Below are 19162 nucleotides of genomic sequence, written 5' to 3'. Positions count from 1 at the left end.
CGCAGGCTGTACCTTTCGCTCCCCGGCGGCGATGCCGGCCCCGGCTCGACGAGCAGGAACGTCGTCGACGCAGCGGAGGAGGACACCGTGGCCGGTCCCTCTCCGCGCACATCGATACAAGTGCGACGGAGTCCGCGGCTTGAGCCGATGGTGGCTCGAGCAGCCCTATAAGTCGTCCGACCCGGATGCGAGCGGTCGGACGCGGGAGAACATCTCCACGTCGGACCGGCGCCCGCCCACGGCCTGCCAGTTGCGCAGCAGTCCTTCCCGAACGAACCCTGCGCTGAGCGCCACTTGCTTCGACGGTTCGTTCCACGGCTCGATGCACAGCTCGACGCGCCGGCAGCCGAGCTGGTCGAACGCCCAGTCGGCGAGTCCGGTCACAGCCTCGCGAGCCACCCCTCGGCCGCGCGCCGACGGTAGAACCCAATAGCCGAGCCCGACCCGGCCGAGGTCGAGATCGCGCAGGCGGAGGCTGATATGTCCGACGACAGAGTCGGTGACCCGGTCCGCGATCGCTCGTGGCACCGTGATTCCGTCGGCCGACAGCTCCGTCATCCGGCGCAGGAAGCCATGTCCCGCTTCCGTCGTGCACGTGGCCGGAACCGTCGTGATCGACGTGATGTAGGGGTCGGTCGCGGCCTCCGCCAGCACGCTCAGGTCACTCTCCCGCCACGGCCGCAGCGTGAACCGATCGGTCGCTACCTCAACGGTTGCCAAGTCCACAGGCTGCAATACGCGCCTCCTCTGTCAACGCCTCGCAACGGCGACATCCAGCCGCGTGGTGGCACCTAGAAGATCTTATCGTCCTGGTCGGGCCGTTGTTCGAGTGCTGACCGTGGGTTGTCGAACCATTGGGGCGATTTCTCGCCGAGAGCTCGGCATCATCTGTCATTGCTGTCGATCAGGAGTGCTCTCGCGTGAGCCGACGAAGGCGGCAAACCGCGGGATCGGTTTCAGGGAACGAGCACGATCTTGCCGAAGGCGGCACCGGACTCGAGCTTGTCATGCGCGTGCGCCGCGGCTGCGAGAGTGAATGTTTCATCGATCGGACTGGCAATGGTCTTGTCGGCGACGAGTTCCAAAAGCTTCTCCATGCGTGCGCGGAGCTCTGCACGGCTGATCGAGGACAGGCTGAGCATGAGCAGGGTCGGGGATGCCGTGAACCGGCCGAGCAAGATCGAGCCGAAGTCCGGCGTGGGGAAACCCGCCACTCCTCCGCACAGCACGTACCGGCCGTTGGGAGCCAGCTTCTCCAGGAAGCGATCGAACTCCGGGCCGCCGACCGGGTCGATGATGATGTCGTATTCCTCGTACGCTTGAGCATCGGCAAGACGGTTCACGACAGTCGACGCCCCCAGCGCCGCCAGCCGTTCACCGCGACGAGCGGAGCCGGTCACTGCTGTCACGGCAGCCCCGAGGTGGATGCCCAGCAGGGTCGCCGTCAGTCCGACTCCGCCACCGGCACCACGGACCAAAGCCTTGTCCGCCCTGCGCACCTCGGCACGTTCGAGCGATGTCAGAGCGGTCAACGCGTTGAAACCAAGCGCGACCGCGTCCGCTTCACCGACCTGGTCGGGAAGAGCGACGACAGCCTCGACGTCTGCCGTGACCAGCTCGGCATAGCCGCCACCGGTCCGGTCCAGCATCGCGTAGACGCGGCGGCCGACCCACGCGTCGTCGACGTCCCTGCCGACCGCCACGACGACACCGGCCACCTCGATGCCTGGTACGGAACCGGGAGAACCACCGAACTCACCTCGGCGGGACATGACGTCGACGTGTCCCACACCGGCCGCCCTGACTTCTACCAGCACTTCTCCCGGTCGCGGCCGGGGATCGGGGAGGTCGGCGAGGACGAGGTTCTCCACGCCTCCGAATGCCTTCAGAACGACAGCCTTCATGATCAGTGTTTCTCCTCGGTGGGGCTGCGTCCGATTGGATCGCACTACCACTGTATTAAAATTGGACCAGCACATGCCATGCGCGTATGTGCCGCATTCATGCGCGATTGTGCCTATGCTTCCGGTGTGGACGTGTTCAGTGATGTGATCGGCAGTATCCGGGCCGGGCGGCCGACGTTCTGCCGCACTTCTGGCAGCGGCGCTTGGGGACGGGCTTCGACGACTTCACCGGGGCCGGCTTCCACGTGCTGCTCCGTGGTGCTGCTGCCGCACGGCACTCAGCATGGGCTGAGCGAGCGACCGGATCGACCACTGGCCGATCTGCGGGACTGCGCCGTGGGTGTCAGCGGCGCCACCGCGGCCAAAGCCCGCAGTCAGCCAGAACCGCGGCAGATGATGATTCGCGGCAAAGCTTGCACGAGGTGCTGGACAGAATCGACGCCGCGGGGCGATCGACTGGTTCCAGGCGGCCTGAACGGCTCCCACGTGCGCGGGTTGAAGAGGGCTCCGAACACCATGTGATCACGCTCGCTCAGCAACGTTCCCGCGTTGTCCACGTATCGCCATGGCCGGGGGTAGGCCGAAGCAAGGACACACCTGCAGGCAGCACGGCCATCAGCGCCGTTCGACCTTCGGCGGCAGTGGCTCGAACGACCCCACAGCTCGTACCCGACCTGCCGGGGCCGACGCCGGGCCACATTAACCCCGCTGAACAACAAACAACCTGACAAGATCATTCTATCAAGAGCTTCAAAAGGTTGTCGGAGCAGGAAACGCGTGTCGTAGCCGAAACGGTTGCGGGTCGTACAGGGCAGCGCAGTCCATCAGATTGTGGAAATAGGAGCCGTGACGGGATCCCCATCATCGTTGTCCTGCGGAAACCCCATATCTTTGGTCATCCTCGGCCGCCCGTCATACGGACGGCCGGTCCGACGAGGCTGGGTTTGAGGTGTTGCGCCCAGAGTAACCCGCTTGCCGTGCGGATGCTGCGCCGTCCGTTGGCCGATGACCTGCTTGGCGGACAGGGCAGGAAACATTTCGAGCGTTCGTTCGACATCCTCCTCCCTGCGCAAGGCCGGCCCTGACGGAACTGGATCAGGCCGCCGTTCGCGTGAAAGCGCGTTCCGGGTCCGGTAAATCCGCGCCGTCGGGAGGTTCCATTTCCGGACCACCGCCAACATTCGCACGATGACCACCACCTGAACAGTGACGACCGCCACGACCTCGGGGGACAGGTGCAGGGTGAACCCGAGTCCTACGAGGATCCCACCACCGAACGCGGGCAGCGCGTAGATCTCCTTGCGCAGCATCGTCGGCACTCTCATGACCAGGACCTCGCGCATCAGGCCACCACCGACAGCGTTGATCATGCCGATGATGCCGGCCACGTAGACCGGCGTGCCCTGCTCCATCGCCCTGGTCGCGCCGGTGATGGCGAACATGGCCAGTCCGATCGCGTCGCAGAATCGCAAGGGCAGGTCGAACCGGCACAGCCGCGGGTACCAGAGGGCCACAATCGCCGCTATCGCCAAGCTGGCCACGAAGTACCACGCGGTCAGCAACCCGATCGGTGGCTCGACCCCGAGGAGGATGTCCCGCAGTACGCCACCGCCGATCGCGGTGAGGATCGCCGCCGTGCCGATCCCGAACAGGTCCAGACGCGACCGTGCAGCATCCATGGCGCCCGCGAGCGCGAAAGCCAAGATGCCCAAAACTTCCATGACCACGAACACAGCTTGACCCCGAGATGTCCGAGAATGTGGCAGTTACCGAAAGCGGATGAAGGATCCGACGATGATCTCGTCATGCGCTAGCAGTGTGGCCACAGCGCGCATTCCTGCGAGCAGCCCTCTGCGGGAAGGAGGACTGGGCCACCTGAAGGTGCCTATTTGGGCACATGCCCCGATACCTATTCGAGTCGAACCGGGGACAACGTGAGTACGAAGTACGCCACCACCCGCGATGGCAGCTTCCGTACACGACATTGCACCCGCCGGGTCACGCCAAGCACCTCGTCCACTAGTGCCGACGCCTGTAGAGCAGGAATGCGATCATTCGGACTTGTTCTCGGCGCAAGTACTTCGCCGCTCTGCGGCGACGATAATTTGTCGCGGAGCACACGCTTCATTTCCGCGAACTTTTGAGGTTCTTGCGGTAGCTGGAGAAAAGCGTCACACCGCTGGCGACGGCGACCATCCCGAAAGCGGCGCTGATGTAGGAGCTCAGGCCGAAGGCTTGAGTGGCGACGTTGGCCACGACGCTGCTGACCAGGAGCACCGCCAGCAGCGCTCGGCCGCGGGTGAGTGAGAAGTTCGGTTCCTTGTTCATGAAGGAGAAGTTAGCTGTGTTCGCCAGTGCCGCCCATACCGCAGGCTTCCAGGTGTCAGGTAGAGCAGGCTGTACTCGTCCTCGTGAGCAGGTGCGATGGTTTCGGCTCGGATACCGGGGGAACGTCCGTGCAGCCTGTGCCGCTCGAAAAGTTATCGCTGCTGGTCAGAGGGCATGTCTGTACTCCTTGATGAGGCCGCCGGAGATGCAGGTGCGGAGCACTCTGCGGGCGTCGAGGTCGTGCACCGTGGCGGGGTGCTGCCGGGCTTCGGGTGGTAGTTGGTCTCGGGCCTGGTGAGGTCGGTGTCGGTTGTAGTGGTCTTCGTAGGCTTTGAGGACTTGTCGTGCGTGGGCTTCAGGCCCACTACGTTGCGGCTGGCGACGAGGACTTTCTTGTCCACAACTGTGGCGACGGTGCAGTGGGGCGGTTGGAGGACATGGTGGACGCCATCTCCGAATCCACACCTCGACGTCAGCGGCCCGGCACCGTCAGCGAGACTGTGGGTGAACGGCCATCCGGCCTGCTTGTAGCCGTACACAGCCGAGCGGGAGCCCCTGGGGTTGTTCCGGGGGAAGTTCGAGCGGCATTGGAGGCTTGTGGTCATGCCCATTCGGGATGCAGTGAGGTGAGCGGGGTGGCGCGAGTTGTGGAGTTGGGTGCTGCTCCGGCATCGGTGACGACAATGGGGGGCAAATCGAAGAGGATCGGTGCGGCGTTGCACAAGCAAGTTATGGCACCGTGCCCGAGTTGCCAGCGGTTCTTGGCTGAGTTTGGGATGTGAGATTTACCATGGGGTTGCGCAGCTTCGTTTTGGATGACCCCGGAGCTCTGTCGAAACGGGCCATTGAATTTCTTGGCGCACATGCCGAGGAGTATGCTTATGATGTCGATTTGATCGGCGACGCGTTGCGGAGTCGTCTAGTCGAGGTCTTCGGGCCAGGAAAGTACGATGATATCGTCTCGCTGGTCGAGCACGTGCAGCAACGGTGGGGAGGGCTTGCGTATCGAAGTGGGCTGTTCGACGGCCCGGTCACCTTCTCGCCGATGTGCGATCCGGAAGATGCTGACGGTCCTCTTGAAATAGAGTATGCGGTGGAGTCTGCAGGTCCGGCAGGCGCGTCGATTGGCCTAGACGGCGGGGTGCTGATCGGTTTGAGGACAGGTCCGTGCGAGAGTTTTCCAGCCGCGACTCGCTGATCGAATGTGATGCGATGTTCGCCGCAGTGGCGGCATCGATGCCGGCGACGGATATTGTTTACGATTCGAGAAGCGACGATGCCAGCTTTATTGCTCGAGTTCGGAGCTCTTTTGGTGGCTCATTGGATGTGGTTACGGAGGCTTCCGGCGAAGACTTGAATTGGTATGTCAATGACGTTTCCGCGGTCTACGCATGTTCCACGTGGTCGAAAATGCGACTCGGCCTTTCGGCGCATGTCAGAATCTGGGCGACCAGTGATGAGCTGGTCGCGCTTGTGCGGTCCAAGTTGACTGGCGGGCTTTGACCTTTGACTTGAGGTTGTGCTTGCCGAAATGTCGCCCGTGCAGGCCAGGCGACGTGGTGGTACTCGTTGAGGATGCCGCCCAGTCGCGGCCGGCGGCGGATGTCGAGGTTGGTGAAGGTTGCTTGATCGGTGGCCGGTTGTGGCAGCGGCTGCAACGGTCGGGCGTTGGCGAGGCGGCGTTGTGCGGCGGTTGCACCAGGCGGTGTTGGACGAGCTCGGGTCGCGTGGGGAGGTCGACTGGTCGCGAGCGATCCTGGACGCCGCTTCGGTCGCGGTCGCCCGGAATGCTGATCACGGCCGGCGACCGGATGGCTTTCGGGACGGAGGCGGCGGGTTCATGCCGGCACCTTGACGACGAGCGCTCCGGGGTCCACCTCGACCTTCAGCGTTCTGGTCGTGCCGCAGACTTCTCCGTCGACCTCGAACGGCTTGGTGCGGTTGCTGCGCAACTCCAGGCGTCGGAACCGGAATCGTTCCACCGCCGGTCCGTCCACCCGGCGGGAACCGATCAGGCGTCCCGCCGTGACGAGCCAACCCCTGGTGTGCACGTCGCGCAGCAACGCCAGGTCCAGGAGCCCGTCGGCGGGATCAGCCTCCGGCAGGAGGGAAACCCCGCCCTGCAGAGCGCCGATGTTCCCGACGACCGCCCCCAGGACGCGGCGGGTCAGCCACGGGCCGTCGTCCAACCGGACCGCCACCCGACTGGCGCCCGACCTCAGACCCTTGAGGACCGCCGGTAGGTATGCGGGCCATCCCAGGAGGCGCTTCATCCTGGGCGAGGTGTCGCGGACCATCTCCGCGTCCAGGCCGATCCCGCCCATGCCGACGAAAGGGCGTCCGTCCAGCAGACCCATGTCGACGCGGCGGTCCACCCCGTCGAAAGCCGACGCGACGGCGTCTTCCACCGCGCTGCCGATCCCCAGGTTCCGGGCCACGAGGTTGCCCGTGCCGATCGGCACGATGCCCATCGCCACCCCGGTGTGCGCCAGTCCGGTGGCCACCGCGTTGACCGTGCCGTCCCCGCCACACGCCAGGACCAGGTGCGGGTGGTCGCGCAGGGCGAGTGCCGTCACCCCCGTCCCGGCATCGTCACGGGTGGTCTCGAACCACCGCGGCTCGCACCAGCCGCGGTCCTGGGCGGTGCGGGATACCAGGTCCCGGAATCCGGAGTGCTCCACTACGGCGACCGGGTGAACGACCACCGCCACACGAAGCCCGTCACGCCTTGGATCCACCCGAACCGCCTTCACGAGGTCGACACCGGACCGGATGCCCTGCGGCAGGCGAACGTACACGTGGGTCACGACACGCGAAGCGCTGCAGAAGCCGGCCGAGCCGATCAGATGGCCGAACGCCTCGGTGTCGATCATCGACGGTGGCAGCAGTTCGTTACGACCTCGACCTGGGATCACCGCGAGGTCCGGCGGCGGTTGGCGGTGTCGGCGGCGGAGATCGTCGATCCCTCCGGCCCGCAGGACGCAGGACGCGGACGTGTCGACCCTCATCTTCGAGGTCCATGACGAGGTTCACGGCGGCTTGGATGGTCCAGGACGCGGTCAGGTGTGCGGTGGCGCCGACGACATGGTCACCGCGGCTGCCGCCGGGCGGTCACTGGTGCGGCTCGGTTCCGGGTTTCGTGGGGCTGCGCCAGACCGGTTGGAGACGAGGTCCGTTCGGCAGGGTTATCGGGTCGCCGAGGCGGGGGAACCCGGTGCGCTCGTACAGCGCCAGGCTTCTCGGTGAGGTCGCCTCGGCGTAGAAGCCGACGGCGTTGGCGTCGCACCAGGATGCGAAGCCGGTCATCAGTGCCCGGCCCCTGCCCTGGCCCTGCGCCTCGGGCCTGGTGCCGATGTAGGTGCAGTAGAGGTGGGGCGGCAGGCCGTGACGGTGTTGTCCCAACAGTCGCGTCAGCGTTCCCACGGCGTCGGCCCGGTCACGTAGCCCCGGGCGGTCGAGGGCGCTGTCCTCGGCGGATTCGCCGTGCCAGCCGGGCGGGTACGCCAGGTAGGCGCACGCGTAGTCGGGCGAGGCCATCACGAGTCCGCCGTGGCCGGCGGTCGACTCGACGATCGCCTGGAGGAACTCCTTCGAGCGGTGCGGGCGTGTTGCCCGGTCCGGGAACAGCCACGCGAACAGCGGGTCGTCACGGAACGCATCCGTCAGGGTCGCCACCAGCCGGGGGTGCTCATCACCGTCGGCTCGACCCAGCGGCAGTCCCGGTTCCCGTTCCGCGACGTTCACGGGTTCACCGCGGTGGTCAAGGCCCATGCCGGGGGAGGTGCCCCGCACCCGGGTGACCAAACTCGGGCACCGGTCCACGAGCAGGATTGCAGCCGAACGTGTATCCGCCGACACGGACGGACGCGGTCTCCGTGCCCGACGACCCCGCCGAGAACGACCGGCAGACCCGCCGCCACCGACTTCCCCGATCGCGCCGCCTCCGGGGGCGCCGGGAGCGGATCGTGGGGGCACGGGTCCGAACCTCGCGCTACCCGAGCCGCAGCGGCCTGGGCACGACTCGCACCGAGGAGTGGACGGGCCCTTCCGCAGCTGCGACCGGGCTTCCCCCGAGGCAGGGATACCGTCCGGTAGTCGCCCTCGTCCGCGTCGTCGCACACCGGGCGGTGGGCGCCGGCCCGCTCCATGATGGACCTCTGATCGTCGTGGTGGAGGGTGTGGGCGTGGCATCGGAGGAAGAGTCCGACCGGCGACCGGAGCAGGTCGCGGCACCGATCCGGTCCCGGCGGTGGGCGGTGATCGCGGTCGCGGCTTTCGGGGTGGCGGCGCTGGTCTACGTGCTGGCCGTGTGGACGGCGACGGGTCAGGCGCTGGAGAACGCCGCGTTGCGCGGCGCGGACCAGGTCGACTCGGCCGAGGCCGGTGAGGCGTGGCGGGCGCTGGACGAGATCACCGTGTACTCGCTGGCGGTGGCCGTGGTGCTCATCGCGTTGGTCGGCGTGTTGCGGAGGCGGTGGGACCTCGCGGTCGCGGCGGTCGGTGTGGTCGTGCTCGGCCAGATCGTCGTCCAGGGCCTCAAGCGGTTCGTGCTCGTCCGGCCCCCGTTGGTGGAGGTGACCGGCGACTACACCCACAACAGCCTGCCCAGCGGGCACACCGCGATCGCCATGACCGTGCTGTTCGCCGCTGTGATCGTCGCGCCTCACCGGTGGCGCGGCGTGGTGATGCTGCTCCTGCTGCCGTGGGCGGTGGGCATCGGTCAGTACACGCTCACCGCGAAGTGGCACCGGCTCAGCGACACCCTCGCCGCGGACGCGATCGCCCTGGCCCTGGCCGCGCTCGCGTCGTGGTGGCTCGCGCGCCGCGGAGCGTTGCACCGCTACGAGGGCCGTCGCCGGGTCGGCCGGGTCGTCATCGGGGCGATCGCCGCGATGTCCGCCGTGGTCGGACTGGTCCTGGGCGGTGTCCTGTGGGGCGTGCCGCTCGCCCGCGCCGGACTGGCCGGCGTGGTGCGGGACCACGACTACGAGTGGGACATCTACCTCGGTGCCGGGTCGTTCGCCTCGGCCGGGTCGCTCGTCGCGGCGCTGGTGTTCCTGGCCTCCTGGCGACGGTTGGCGACCTGACCGCACACCGGTATGGGCAGGCCGCCGACCGTCGCCGACCGGAACACCCCGCGGCGTACGACGTGCGGCCCGATGACTTCGCGAGCGGTACAGGCACGACCTTGGCGTGTGTCGGCTCTATAGTTTCAGTGTTAACTGAATTATGCTGTCGTCGACAGATACCTGTGGGGTGCCAGAAGCCGGACACGGGTCTGAACTGCGCTTATGCTGCTGTGGGTTCGTACTCGTTGATCAGGCCGCCGGGGACTGGTCGATGATGAGCAGTCGGTCGGTGACATCACGTCTGACGGTGCCGACGAACCGTTCGGCGTAGGCGTTGGCTCGCGGACATCGCGGGGGATTTCACGACTTCGATACCGGCGTCGGTGAGGACGGCGTCGAACGAGGTGGTGAACTGGCCTGCCCGGTCTCGCACCAGGAACCGGAAGTCGTCTGCCCGGTCGCGGAGATCCATGATCAGGTTGCGGGCTTGCTGCGTGGTTCAGGAGCCGACCGGATTCGTGGTGGTGCCGAGGATGTCGACGTAGCGGGCGGCGACCTCGATCACGAAGAGTACGTAGACCCGTTTGAGCGTCAGGGCGCAGTCGACGTGGTCTATATGCGATGGTGGGCGAGGCTTTGGCGGTGGTCGGGGTGCCTTGGGACGCCTGCCGCCACGTGGACCGCGGCGACGGCCTGTTCCTGCCCCGCGACCGCCCCAGCCCGTGATCGTCCGACTTCCCGTCGGCCGGGGTGTCGGGCGGTTCGACATGCAGATCCTCCTTTACGCGCACCCTCCGCATGCTGGTCCGCCCGCATAACCGTGGAATCCACTCTCACGTCCCACACGATCGACCCCCGGGGCGTCGGCGCGGGCCTACAACGCGGTCAGGATCCGCTTCCAGGTCCCGGCCGCAACAACCCGTAGACGGTCTGCCAGGGCCCGTACTCGGGCGAGACCCACACGCACCCGCCACCGGATGCCGTCGATCAACTGTCGCCTGCTCCACTTCGGCGGACGACCCGGCCTGACACCGACAGGTAACAGTGGTCGCGGCACCACCCACTGCGCGTCGGCCAGATCGGCCCGTTCCGCTGCCGCTACGCCGGCCACGAGGTCTCCGCCACAACGGTTTGCTTGGTCGCTGAACCACTTACCGGAGACCTCGCCACGTTCCGGCCACCGACACGCAGCCAGTCACCTCACCTTTGAGACACGTGCTAGTAGTGGAGGTCGTCCTGGCGCTCGATCAGTGGTACGGGCGGATGTTCGTTGGGCAACGAAACGTCGGTGGCCGCAATTGTGCGTTGTGGTGGTCGGTGGGGTCGGTTGGGGTGAGTCCGCAGGGATGCTTGGGGTGATCAGTCAATACCGGCTTGTGCGGCGTTGACGTGCGGTAGCCCGTGAGTTTCGGTCGACGGGGGGCCGGATGTTCTGGTCGAGGCACTCCTGGGCGTCGCGTCCGGACTCCCGGTCGCGGTCCTGTCCGCACGGGCCCGGTCATCGCGGTGAGGAGTGGAAGCGCGCGGCATGGAGAGCTTCTTCGTAGGGCCTGACGGCAACCCGGACAAGTACCAGCTGTCCAATCACGTCGGGGGAGGCGGCGAGGCGACCTTGTGGAAGGCGTCCGTGACGCTCGCCGGCGGGGAAGAGCTGGTCGCGGTGAAGATGTTGAGGATCGATCACCTCGGTGACATCGACCGCTGGCGGGCGCGTTGGCAGGAACAGGTCGATCTGCTGCGCCTGGTGGCGAGGCCGGGAGTCGTCGGGGTGCACGACAGCTTCGAGGGCGACTCGATGCACCCGCGCGGTCGCTCAGGTTCGGGAGGACGCGCGCTGTACCTCGTCATGAACTGGGTGGAGGGCGTCACCCTTCAGGACTGGGTCTTGCAGGGCCCGGCGACGGGAGAGCGGTTCCGGCACCTGGGACAGGTGGCGGAGATCCTCGACGCGCTCCACGGGGGTCAGGCGACGCCGTCGGGCAGGCCGGTCGTGCACGGGGACATCACTCCTGCGAACATCATCATCGACCGGCGCGGACAAGCCACGCTGGTCGACTTCGGCCTGTTCCGCGTCGCACGCCACGTCACCGAGTTCCCGGCCGGCACACCGGGCTACCACGCCCCGGAGGTCGCGAGGTCGGGGGAGTACAGCCCGGCCGCGGACAAGTACTCGTTCGGCGCTCTCACCTACTTCGTGCTCACCGGGGGACACCGGCCCTCGACCCCGGACGCCATGCGGCACGGTCTCGCGGGGCAGGGCCTGTTCGAGGGGGACGACCCTTTGGCCTGGTTCATGGCGATCCTCGACGACAACCCGGAGCGGCGACCTGAGGCGGGCGCGTGGTTGCGCGGCCTGCGCGGTGCGACATCCACCGCACTGCCCCGATCCGGTCCGCTCCCACCGCCTTCCGCCCACTCTCAGGGCACCGAGGTGCTGCGGCCTCCGGCGCCGGGCTCCCGCACGGGCGGGTGGCTCACCCCGGGTCGCAAGAGGGCGCTTGTCGCGTTGGGTGTCATCGCTGCCGCGAACATCACCTACGGGGCGTTCTCGCGGTCGTCGGACCGCACTGCGGAGCCTGCCGACTCGACGGGGACCACCGCCACGGTGACCACACCCTCCGGCACGACCGGTGAGCTGCCGGCCAGCACCAGGAACGACGGCCCGAGGTCGTTGATCGACATGGCGGTGATCGGAGAGGACAGTGACTACGACATCGGGCCGTCCCGCGTCGACAACAAGGTCTTCCCCAGGACGCTGATCAGCGGTGCGAACAACTTCTGCGGTTCCTACTCGACGTGGGACCTGGGGCGCGTCTTCACGAAGTTCGACACGGCGATCGGCTTGGACGACAAGACCACGGGATCGGACCCCATGGTGTTCAGGGTCTGGCTCGACGGTGAGCAGCACGTCGCGGAGACGATTTCGGTCGGGGAGGTCCGCACCCTTCGGCAGCTCGACGTCACCGGAGTCTCCCGGATCGCGCTTGACGTCGACACCGACTGCGCCTCGGGCAACGGCGTGTGGATCAACCCGACGATCTCCTAGGGGTGTTGTGGGAACGCTGGTCCTGGAGTTCGACGGTCTGGTCAGGGAGTTGCGTGACGGGGACGCGGTGTTCGGGCGCGATCCCGCCTGCGCCGTGGTCGTGGGTGCTCGCGACCACGGTGTCAGCCGCCGGGCCGGGCGCGTGAGCAGGACCGGCGCGTTCTGGGTGCTGATCAACCTCAGCCGCAAACGCGTGCTGCACGTGGCCGACCCGACCGGCTTGGTCGTGCCCCTTCCGGTCGTTCTCCCGGGTGGCCCACCGGTCCGCAGGCTGATCGACGAATCGCCCCTGACGGTGTTGGTGCCCGGAGACGAGGCCACCTACCTGCTCACGATCACCGTCGACGGCGTGGGTGACGCGCGGCCGAGCGACTTCGAACCCGAGAGCGTCGACAGCACCCGTGCGCAAACGCCCCTCCTCGACGATCGGCAGAAGGAGGTCGTGGTGGCACTCGCTCGCGGTTACCTCAGACCGTTGAGGGACTACGACCCGCGTCCTGCCGGCTACTCGGATGTCGCTGCCGCCCTCGGTCTCACCCGCGCCCAGGTCGAACACCGGCTCCGGACCGTGCGTGACGCGATGGAGCGCACGGGCGTCAGGCTGTCCGGCGACGGCGACTCCGCATCCCTGCGGGAGATGTGCGAGTGGCTGCTGGCGCTTCGCGCGGTGACCCCTGCCGACCTCGCCTGGCTGGAAAGGCGCACAGCCGACCGCTCGTCGGTGGTGACGCCCGCCGACCTGGCCGGTGCCGCGGCACCCGGCTGGCCGTCGTCCACCGACTTGTCCCAGCGCCCGCACGCCAGGATCGTCAGGTCGGCCGAACGCGCGAGCGCGGTGGTCGAACCCGTCCTGTGCGCCAGGTTGCGCTACTACCACGGCCCGCGGTGGCTCGACGTGGTCAATCGTGTCCGGCGGGATCGCGGCGGCATGGTCAACCACAGTCTCGACGACGAGCGCTTCTGCTTGTCCCTGCTCGCGGGCGACGAGGCGACCCGGGACTGGGTGCCGCGGGAGATCCGGTCCGCCGCACAGCGACTCCTCCGCCTGACGAACCAGGCCCACCACAAACGCGCCATCACGCCGGGTGATGTCGACGAGGCGGCGCGACTGGCCGAACGCATCCGGGATTGGGTCCTGACCACGCGCCGATGACTCCCTTTCACCCTCATCACTCGGCTCCTGCTGCTCTTCGCCGCAGGCAGGAGCTTCTACTGCGCGCCCCTGTGGGGCGTCAAAAGTCGGCCACGTGGTATGACCTGCGCTTATGCTGCTGTGGGTTCGTACTCGTTGATCAGGCCGCCGAGGATGCGGGTGCGGTGGGGTCTGTGGGTGTCGAGGCCGTGGACTGCGGTGGGGCTGCTGGTGGTAGCTGGTCGCGGGCTTGGTGGGGCCGGTGTCGGTTGTAGTGGTCTTCGTAGGTTGCGAGGACCTGTCGTGCGTGGCGTTCTTCCAGGATCAGGATGTGGTCGAAGGCTTCACGCCGGAGCGTGCCGACGACCGGGGTGTGGGTGCAGCGCCAGCGAGGTGAGCATGCACCCGTCGGGTTGTCGTGGACAGCTTTGTGCTCGCCCTTGGCGCTGTAGATCCTGACCGCACCCAACAGCCGGACCTCCACCCGCTCCCTCCCCGTTGGCTCCGTCCTAGACGGAGTGTGGCAGCCGTTATGCCGGGGCGGTTCGCAGCACGGCGGACACGACCCCACCCGTTCGGTGGGGTCGTGTCCCGGTCTTATCCCGCTGGTTGTCCCCGGTTCTGTCCCGGGGTGCGCGTCGCATCCTCTTCTCGGCTGGCCATCCGCCGGCCGCCACAGGAGAGGACGAAGGCCGCCGCAGGCGGGACCCTCGTCGTGGTCGCCGGCCGAGACGCACATGGCACGACCCCCGTCGGCGGGCGCCTGGCGGGGGTCGTGCCATGCGGAGCTCGGTGTCAGAGGCCGAGCAGGGGGAACAGGACCGCACCGGCGGCGCCGAGGATGCCTGTGGCGGTGCCGCTGACGATGCCGACGACCGAGTCGATCAGACCGCCGATGATGACGATCCCCATGATGATGTGTTCCTTGTGTGACGGATCAAGCGGACTGTGGGTGACCGGCGGTGTGGTCAGCCGGTGCAGTTGGGGACTGCGGGAGTGCTGCCGACGCAGTTGTTCGGAGTGTTGGCGGTGATGGGGGAGTTGGTGGTGGTCATCGTGCCGCCCTGGCGGTAGACGCCACCGGAGTTGCCCAGGACCAGCAGCGCGTGGTTGTTGGTCACGGCGGTTTGGGTGAGGGTCGTCGCGGTGGCGTCGACCGCGGAGATGCCGCCGCCCCGACCGGCGCTGTTGCCGGTGATGAACAGCGGGCTGCCGGAAACGCCGGTGACGGTCAGCGTGCCGCGCAGGCCGTTGTAGAGGCCGCCGCCGTCGCCGAGCAGGGTGGTGTTGCCGGACACGGGGCTGTTGGTGAACGTCGCGGCGGGTGCGGTGCCGGAAGGGGTGTCGTCGTTGGCGAGGCCTCCGCCGTTGCCCGAGGCGGTGTTGCCGGTCAGGGTGCTTCCGGTGAGGGTGACCGCGCCGCGGTTGAGGATCCCGCCGCCGTGGCCGAGTACGTTGCCGCCGGTGAACGCGACGCCGGTGGTGAGGGTGAGGCTGCCGGTCGGGCCGACCTCCGCGATCCGGAACAGTCCGAGACCCAGCGGCGAGGCGTTGGTGACGGTCGCGGGGCCGATCATCTCGATCGGGGTGGTGATGACCGGCAACGCGTTGGACCCGCCACCGTGCGCGGTGGTCATTCGGTAGGTGCAGCCTCCAGCCAGGACGAGGGTGTCCGAGGTGGGGGTGGAGTTCGCCAGGTTCACCGCCGCGACGAGCGCGTTCTCGCTGCACGCCACCGGGATGGTGATGGCCTGTGCCGCCGACGGGAGGGCGATCAGGCCGCCCGCCACGACGGTGACACCTAACACTGCTTGGAAAGCGGTACGGATGCGACGCATGAGATTCATTTCCTGGAACACGGTTGAGGATTTCCTGCGGGGTGCGCCGATAATCGGCGACGATGATGCGGACGGCGTGCGCGTGCACCGGCTCGATCGGGGCAGGCTGAGCTGATGGGAATCGTCCGTGAAAAGACCGCGAGTACGCTCCACTTCCGTGATCAATCGGGAGGTGTCGCGCCGCCGGGAGCTGGGGTAACAACGTCAACCTATACCTTCGGCGGATTGATCGACCCCATAGTCGTCCAAATGGACGCACTCGCTACGACATTGCGGCGAAGTCGACTGCGCGGAATGTCGGGATAGCAGGCCGCACACCTGGCCGGACCACTCGGAGGCGGAAGTCGGCTCCGAGATGACACCGCCGGGTTCGGGAGCCCGGAGGCGGGGTGGAAGGCGCGGATCCGCTCCACCAGCGCTCGCGCCCAGGAGTCGCCGCGACGCCGTGCCGTCTCGTGGCGCAGCGGTGGCAGTCGGCCGATGGTGCGGGTCGAGGTCAGCAGTTCGCGCTGGTCGACGGATTCGTTGCCGAGCAGCACCGCGCGTCGACCTGGCCGTCGAGCAGGTGGCAGATCGCCAGGAAGATCACGCTGAACGCCCGGCTGCGCGCCATCCCGGGCCCGTGATCATCGATGGCGGTCGACGGCACGGCCACCGCGTACCCCGCGTACCGGGGATCCGCGGTCCGGGCAAGGTCGGTGTGGGCGACACCGACGATTCGCATTGAGGTCGGTGGCGGTGAAGAACGCGGCCCAGGCCGCTACGGACTCGTCCTCCGCCTTCCCGTCCGCGCCCGCGTCCCGCCTGGTTGGCGAAGATCAGCGCTGGGGCCAGGGCGGAATCGCTGGACACGGCGGCCCGTTCGCCGAGCTGGAACTCGGCCATCGCCCGCCCGAGGGCGCCGGGGTCAGCACCGTGCCGAAATGCCGCGTCGCCTCGATCGTGAGCCCGGTGTCGAAGCGCGACCACCCGCCCTGGTTGTGCAGGTCCGCCACGGCGAGGGCCAGCGGCGGGAGACTTCGTCGGACGCGGGCAGGTCGAACAGCGTCGGCGCGGACGGCAGGCGCGACACCGCGACTTGACGGCAGATGCCTCCGCCGTGCCGGTGGTCGAGTGCGCGGAGGTCGGCGGTGAACGCCAGTGACACCCTCACCGGCACCTCGGCCACCAACGTCATCCCCATCACGGGCGGGCCCGGTGAACGGGACCGTCGACGCGCTCGGTGGCAACGACACCGTCCGCCGGTGGGCTCAGCGGCGCTACGAGTCCCAACGGCACGGCCGGTGTCAACAACGGTGGCGTCTGCTCCTGCTGACCGACAGCGGTGACGCGGAACCCGTCGGCTGGTTTCCGGGCTCGCCGCCCACGGGGCCGGAGCCCGCCTCGCGACGCCGTGACAGCGCTGTGCGCCGAAGGTGACGAGGTTTCGACTCCGGTCCCGTGCTCTAGGCGCCTCCCCGAAGTGTCACGCGTCGGTAACGCCTCGCGGAACACGATGTGGTCATCCGAATTCCGGAGCACGAACGGAGCAAGGAACGGAGCACGATATGCGAGCCCGACAGCTCTACCCGATCCTGGCCGCGAGCATCCTCGTGATGGGTGGTTTCGTGGGTGCCGGTGTCGCCTCGGCGGCAGTCCCGTGCACCATCGGTCCAGGTGTGACGCAGACCGACACCACGGTGCTCGGGTCCGGCGGGAACGACACGATCGACTGCACCAGCGCCAACCCGGGCAAGACCGTCTACGGCAACGGTGGCAACGACACCGTCACCGGCACGGCCTACGCCGACACGATCAACGGTGGCGACGGCAACGACACCCTCACCGGCGGGGTGGGCAACGACACCCTCAACGGCGGCCTCGGCACGGACACCCTCAACGGCTCGGCGGGCAACGACACGCTCAGAGGCCCCGGCACCGACTTCGCCCAGGACACCCTCAACGGCGGTGACAACACCGACTCCTGCGGCCCCGTCGGCATCCCTCCGGACCTCCGCAGCAGCTGCGAGTCGTAGCACTCGGGCATGCCGAGATGACCCGCGGACACCACAGGCGGACGACGACCCGGCCCTCGGAAGGGACCGGGTCGCTCTGCGCGTCGTCCAGGGCTCCGACGAACCCCCCGAACGGGTGGTTTGAGCGGGGACGTGCTCGGATGCACGCGTGGCGAAATCCTGTGGTGGTAAAGCATTTGCGAGCCGGTCCAGTCGTCATGCCTGCGCTGGTAACCTCGTCCACAGGCCGTCGGCCGGCGGTCCACTCGCGGCAGGCTCAGATTCGGCGGTGACGGCGCGGGCTCCGCGCACGACGTGCAAGTCGAAGCCGAGAGGCTATTCGTGAACATCTTTCCGGACATCTTCCTGACGACACCGACAGCGGGCTCATGACCCCGCTCGCGGCGACGGAAGCGCGGTTGGCGCCTCGGGTGCACCAGGCAGGTCTGCGGATCACGCTCCTCGACGGGTTCCGGCTCACCGGCAGGGCCGGGGCCATCCCGGTTTCCGGAGGGGCAGAGCGCCTGCTGGCGTTCATGGCGATGCGACACCAGATGGCGGGACGACTGCTCGTGGCGGCCTCCCTGTGGGCGGACGCGACCGAGAGGCACGCCTACGCGGCCCTGCGGTCGACGCTGATCCGCATGAATCCCGCTTGCCGGGACGCGCTGCTGGTCACCGTGTCCAGCCTGGAACTAGCGCCCGGTGTCTCGGTCGACCTGAGCGACGGCCAAGCGCTCGCCCACCGCCTGCTGGAGGCGGGCCCGCACACCCCGGCGGACCTGAGCGTGCAGGCGGTCGCCATTCTGTCGTCGGAGTTGTTGCCGCTCTGGTACGACGACTGGGCCGTCTCCGGAGCCGAGGACTGGCGGCAACTCCGGCTCCACGCGTTGGAGGCGGTGGTGGACGGGTTGGTAGCGGAACGCCGTTTCGGTGATGCCACCGCAGCGGCGGGCGTGGTCGTCCGAGCCGACCCGCTGCGGGAAAGCGCTCATGCCGCCCTCATCCGCGTCCACCTGGCCGAGGGCAACCAGTCCGAGGCGGTGCACGCGTTCGACCGGTTCAGCCGCCTGCTCCGACTGGACCTGAACCTGGCTCCCACGTCGGAACTCCGAGAACTGGTCGGAGGCCGCTTGGGGCCGCGGCCCGGATGACCGCAGTCGGGCGACGTGCTCGGCGTCCGGCGGGTGGCGGTGGACGCCGACGATCCCGGCCTTGTGCCTGCCGAAAATCCTGTCCGTGCTGGTCAGGCGGGATGGAGGTACTTGTTGAGGATGCCGCCCAGTTGTTGCCGTTGGTGGATGTCGAGTCGGGTGAGGGCCGTTTGGGCGGTGACGGCTGGTGGCGGTGTGCGCAGTGGGCGGGCGTCGGCGATGCCTTGGTGGGGCCGGTGGGGTGTCGCAATACTTCTCGTACTCGTGCAAGGCGTGGGGTAGGTGCGGTCGGTTCCAGACGAGGGTGCGGTCGAGGAGTTCGCGCCGGCAGCTTCCTCGCGACCAGGCGCCGGTGCCATCGCAGGATGGTTCCCGGTGTCACCAACCGGTGTTCCCGCAACCAGCCGGCCAGGCGTCGAACCAACGTGGCGAGCACCGCGCGATCGGACCAGTCCAACCGCAGGCGAAAATTGCCGCAGCTCAACGCCCGAGTGCAGAGTTCTGGCACCCGCAGCCGTTCACATCACCGCTTACCTGTAGCAGGCCCAGGCATTCCGGGACCTGCATGCCGGTCCGGGGCCGCCAGGTGGCGGCCTCTCCGATCGCGAGGGGCAGGTCGCCCGGTGCTTCGGCCAACCGGTCGGTCTCATCGTCGGTCAGCGCACCGCCGCAGCGATACAGCGACACCGCACCCACC

At 67.8% G+C, this 19162-nt stretch carries 18 protein-coding genes and 1 pseudogene; 8 read left to right on the top strand and 11 right to left on the bottom strand.

Going from position 1 to position 19162, the window contains the following annotated elements; all coding sequences use genetic code 11:
• Positions 1-165: 165 nt before the first annotated feature.
• The 5 genes from IOD16_RS23675 to IOD16_RS23655 all read right to left on the bottom strand — a co-directional run bounded on the left by IOD16_RS23675 (position 166) and on the right by IOD16_RS23655 (position 4232).
• Positions 166-720: a GNAT family N-acetyltransferase gene (locus tag IOD16_RS23675; protein WP_201436202.1), complete on the bottom strand. Its 555-nt coding sequence runs from the start codon at positions 718-720 to the stop codon at positions 166-168.
• Between the two features lie 236 nt (positions 721-956).
• Entirely contained in the window at positions 957-1904 is a 948-nt protein-coding gene (locus tag IOD16_RS23670) for a quinone oxidoreductase family protein (RefSeq protein ID WP_201436201.1), read from the bottom strand.
• An 824-nt stretch (positions 1905-2728) separates the two neighbouring features.
• Positions 2729-3637 (bottom strand): trimeric intracellular cation channel family protein, encoded by a 909-nt coding sequence (locus IOD16_RS23665; RefSeq protein WP_201436200.1) that lies wholly within the window; start codon positions 3635-3637, stop codon positions 2729-2731.
• Between the two features lie 176 nt (positions 3638-3813).
• Positions 3814-4032 (bottom strand): transposase domain-containing protein, encoded by a 219-nt coding sequence (locus tag IOD16_RS41555; protein ID WP_201436199.1) that lies wholly within the window; start codon positions 4030-4032, stop codon positions 3814-3816.
• Positions 4029-4232 (bottom strand): hypothetical protein, encoded by a 204-nt coding sequence (locus tag IOD16_RS23655; RefSeq protein WP_201436198.1) that lies wholly within the window; start codon positions 4230-4232, stop codon positions 4029-4031. Before IOD16_RS23655 ends, IOD16_RS41555 begins: the two co-directional genes overlap by 4 nt.
• Before the next feature lie 790 nt (positions 4233-5022).
• Between IOD16_RS23655 and IOD16_RS23650 the strand changes: the two genes are divergently transcribed.
• From IOD16_RS23650 to IOD16_RS23640, 3 genes and pseudogenes are all read left to right on the top strand, one after another.
• On the top strand, positions 5023-5430 hold the full coding sequence (locus tag IOD16_RS23650) for a hypothetical protein (RefSeq protein WP_201436197.1): 408 nt from the start codon (positions 5023-5025) through the stop codon (positions 5428-5430).
• Positions 5400-5735, top strand: coding sequence for a hypothetical protein (locus IOD16_RS23645; RefSeq protein WP_201436196.1), 336 nt, complete (start codon positions 5400-5402; stop codon positions 5733-5735). Before IOD16_RS23650 ends, IOD16_RS23645 begins: the two co-directional genes overlap by 31 nt.
• A 169-nt stretch (positions 5736-5904) precedes the next feature.
• Positions 5905-6006: pseudogene (locus tag IOD16_RS23640) on the top strand (IS5/IS1182 family transposase); the annotation flags it as partial.
• Positions 6007-6070: 64 nt separating this feature from the next.
• Here the strand turns inward: IOD16_RS23640 and IOD16_RS23635 are convergent.
• On the bottom strand, positions 6071-7105 hold the full coding sequence (locus tag IOD16_RS23635; protein ID WP_201441529.1) for a diacylglycerol kinase family protein: 1035 nt from the start codon (positions 7103-7105) through the stop codon (positions 6071-6073).
• Between the two features lie 238 nt (positions 7106-7343).
• On the bottom strand, positions 7344-7976 hold the full coding sequence (locus tag IOD16_RS23630; protein ID WP_201436195.1) for a GNAT family N-acetyltransferase: 633 nt from the start codon (positions 7974-7976) through the stop codon (positions 7344-7346).
• A 440-nt stretch (positions 7977-8416) separates the two neighbouring features.
• Between IOD16_RS23630 and IOD16_RS23625 the strand changes: the two genes are divergently transcribed.
• From IOD16_RS23625 to IOD16_RS23615, 3 genes are all read left to right on the top strand, one after another.
• The gene (locus IOD16_RS23625; RefSeq protein ID WP_201436194.1) at positions 8417-9319 is read left to right on the top strand and encodes a phosphatase PAP2 family protein; all 903 of its coding nucleotides are present in this window, start codon (positions 8417-8419) and stop codon (positions 9317-9319) included.
• A gap of 1510 nt (positions 9320-10829) precedes the next feature.
• Entirely contained in the window at positions 10830-12347 is a 1518-nt protein-coding gene (locus IOD16_RS23620) for a protein kinase domain-containing protein (RefSeq protein WP_201436193.1), read from the top strand.
• On the top strand, positions 12286-13500 hold the full coding sequence (locus tag IOD16_RS23615; RefSeq protein ID WP_201436192.1) for an FHA domain-containing protein: 1215 nt from the start codon (positions 12286-12288) through the stop codon (positions 13498-13500). Before IOD16_RS23620 ends, IOD16_RS23615 begins: the two co-directional genes overlap by 62 nt.
• A 139-nt stretch (positions 13501-13639) precedes the next feature.
• On the opposite strand, the gene IOD16_RS23610 is transcribed toward IOD16_RS23615, so the two are convergent.
• The 3 genes from IOD16_RS23610 to IOD16_RS23600 all read right to left on the bottom strand — a co-directional run bounded on the left by IOD16_RS23610 (position 13640) and on the right by IOD16_RS23600 (position 16041).
• The gene (locus IOD16_RS23610) at positions 13640-13963 is read right to left on the bottom strand and encodes an integrase core domain-containing protein (RefSeq protein WP_201436191.1); all 324 of its coding nucleotides are present in this window, start codon (positions 13961-13963) and stop codon (positions 13640-13642) included.
• Positions 13964-14447: 484 nt separating this feature from the next.
• Positions 14448-15482, bottom strand: a complete 1035-nt coding sequence (locus IOD16_RS23605) for a hypothetical protein (RefSeq protein WP_201436190.1) — start codon at positions 15480-15482, stop codon at positions 14448-14450.
• Between the two features lie 331 nt (positions 15483-15813).
• Positions 15814-16041 carry a hypothetical protein gene (locus IOD16_RS23600; protein ID WP_201436189.1) on the bottom strand — a complete coding sequence of 76 codons (228 nt, stop codon included), beginning with the start codon at positions 16039-16041 and terminating at the stop codon, positions 15814-15816.
• Positions 16042-16864: 823 nt separating this feature from the next.
• On the opposite strand from IOD16_RS23600, the gene IOD16_RS41075 reads away from it, so the two are divergent.
• Together IOD16_RS41075 and IOD16_RS23590 are read left to right on the top strand one after the other, a co-directional pair.
• Positions 16865-17332: a calcium-binding protein gene (locus IOD16_RS41075; protein WP_201436188.1), complete on the top strand. Its 468-nt coding sequence runs from the start codon at positions 16865-16867 to the stop codon at positions 17330-17332.
• 368 nt (positions 17333-17700) lie between these two features.
• The gene (locus IOD16_RS23590) at positions 17701-18465 is read left to right on the top strand and encodes an AfsR/SARP family transcriptional regulator (RefSeq protein ID WP_201436187.1); all 765 of its coding nucleotides are present in this window, start codon (positions 17701-17703) and stop codon (positions 18463-18465) included.
• Positions 18466-18945: 480 nt separating this feature from the next.
• On the opposite strand, the gene IOD16_RS40570 is transcribed toward IOD16_RS23590, so the two are convergent.
• Entirely contained in the window at positions 18946-19161 is a 216-nt protein-coding gene (locus IOD16_RS40570) for a hypothetical protein (RefSeq protein WP_236594310.1), read from the bottom strand.
• Position 19162 lies beyond the last annotated feature (1 nt).

Source organism: Saccharothrix sp. 6-C, from assembly GCF_016695385.1.
Classification (GTDB): Bacteria; Actinomycetota; Actinomycetes; order Mycobacteriales; family Pseudonocardiaceae; genus Actinosynnema; species Actinosynnema texasense.
The sequence above is the reverse complement of the archived record's forward strand: the minus strand, read 5'-3'. Positions and strand labels throughout refer to the sequence as shown.

Bases quoted from the DNA above. Each gene is read 5' to 3' on its own strand.
- IOD16_RS23600 (WP_201436189.1), bottom strand. From the start codon at position 16,041: ATGCGAATCGTCGGTGTCGCCCACACCGACCTTGCCCGGACCGCGGAT.
- IOD16_RS23650 (WP_201436197.1), top strand. From the start codon at position 5,023: ATGGGGTTGCGCAGCTTCGTTTTGGATGACCCCGGAGCTCTGTCGAAA.
- IOD16_RS41555 (WP_201436199.1), bottom strand. From the start codon at position 4,032: ATGAAGCGTGTGCTCCGCGACAAATTATCGTCGCCGCAGAGCGGCGAA.
- IOD16_RS23670 (WP_201436201.1), bottom strand. From the start codon at position 1,904: ATGAAGGCTGTCGTTCTGAAGGCATTCGGAGGCGTGGAGAACCTCGTC.
- IOD16_RS41075 (WP_201436188.1), top strand. From the start codon at position 16,865: ATGCGAGCCCGACAGCTCTACCCGATCCTGGCCGCGAGCATCCTCGTG.
- IOD16_RS23635 (WP_201441529.1), bottom strand. From the start codon at position 7,105: ATGATCGACACCGAGGCGTTCGGCCATCTGATCGGCTCGGCCGGCTTC.
- IOD16_RS23590 (WP_201436187.1), top strand. From the start codon at position 17,701: ATGACCCCGCTCGCGGCGACGGAAGCGCGGTTGGCGCCTCGGGTGCAC.
- IOD16_RS23620 (WP_201436193.1), top strand. From the start codon at position 10,830: ATGGAGAGCTTCTTCGTAGGGCCTGACGGCAACCCGGACAAGTACCAG.
- IOD16_RS23655 (WP_201436198.1), bottom strand. From the start codon at position 4,232: ATGAACAAGGAACCGAACTTCTCACTCACCCGCGGCCGAGCGCTGCTG.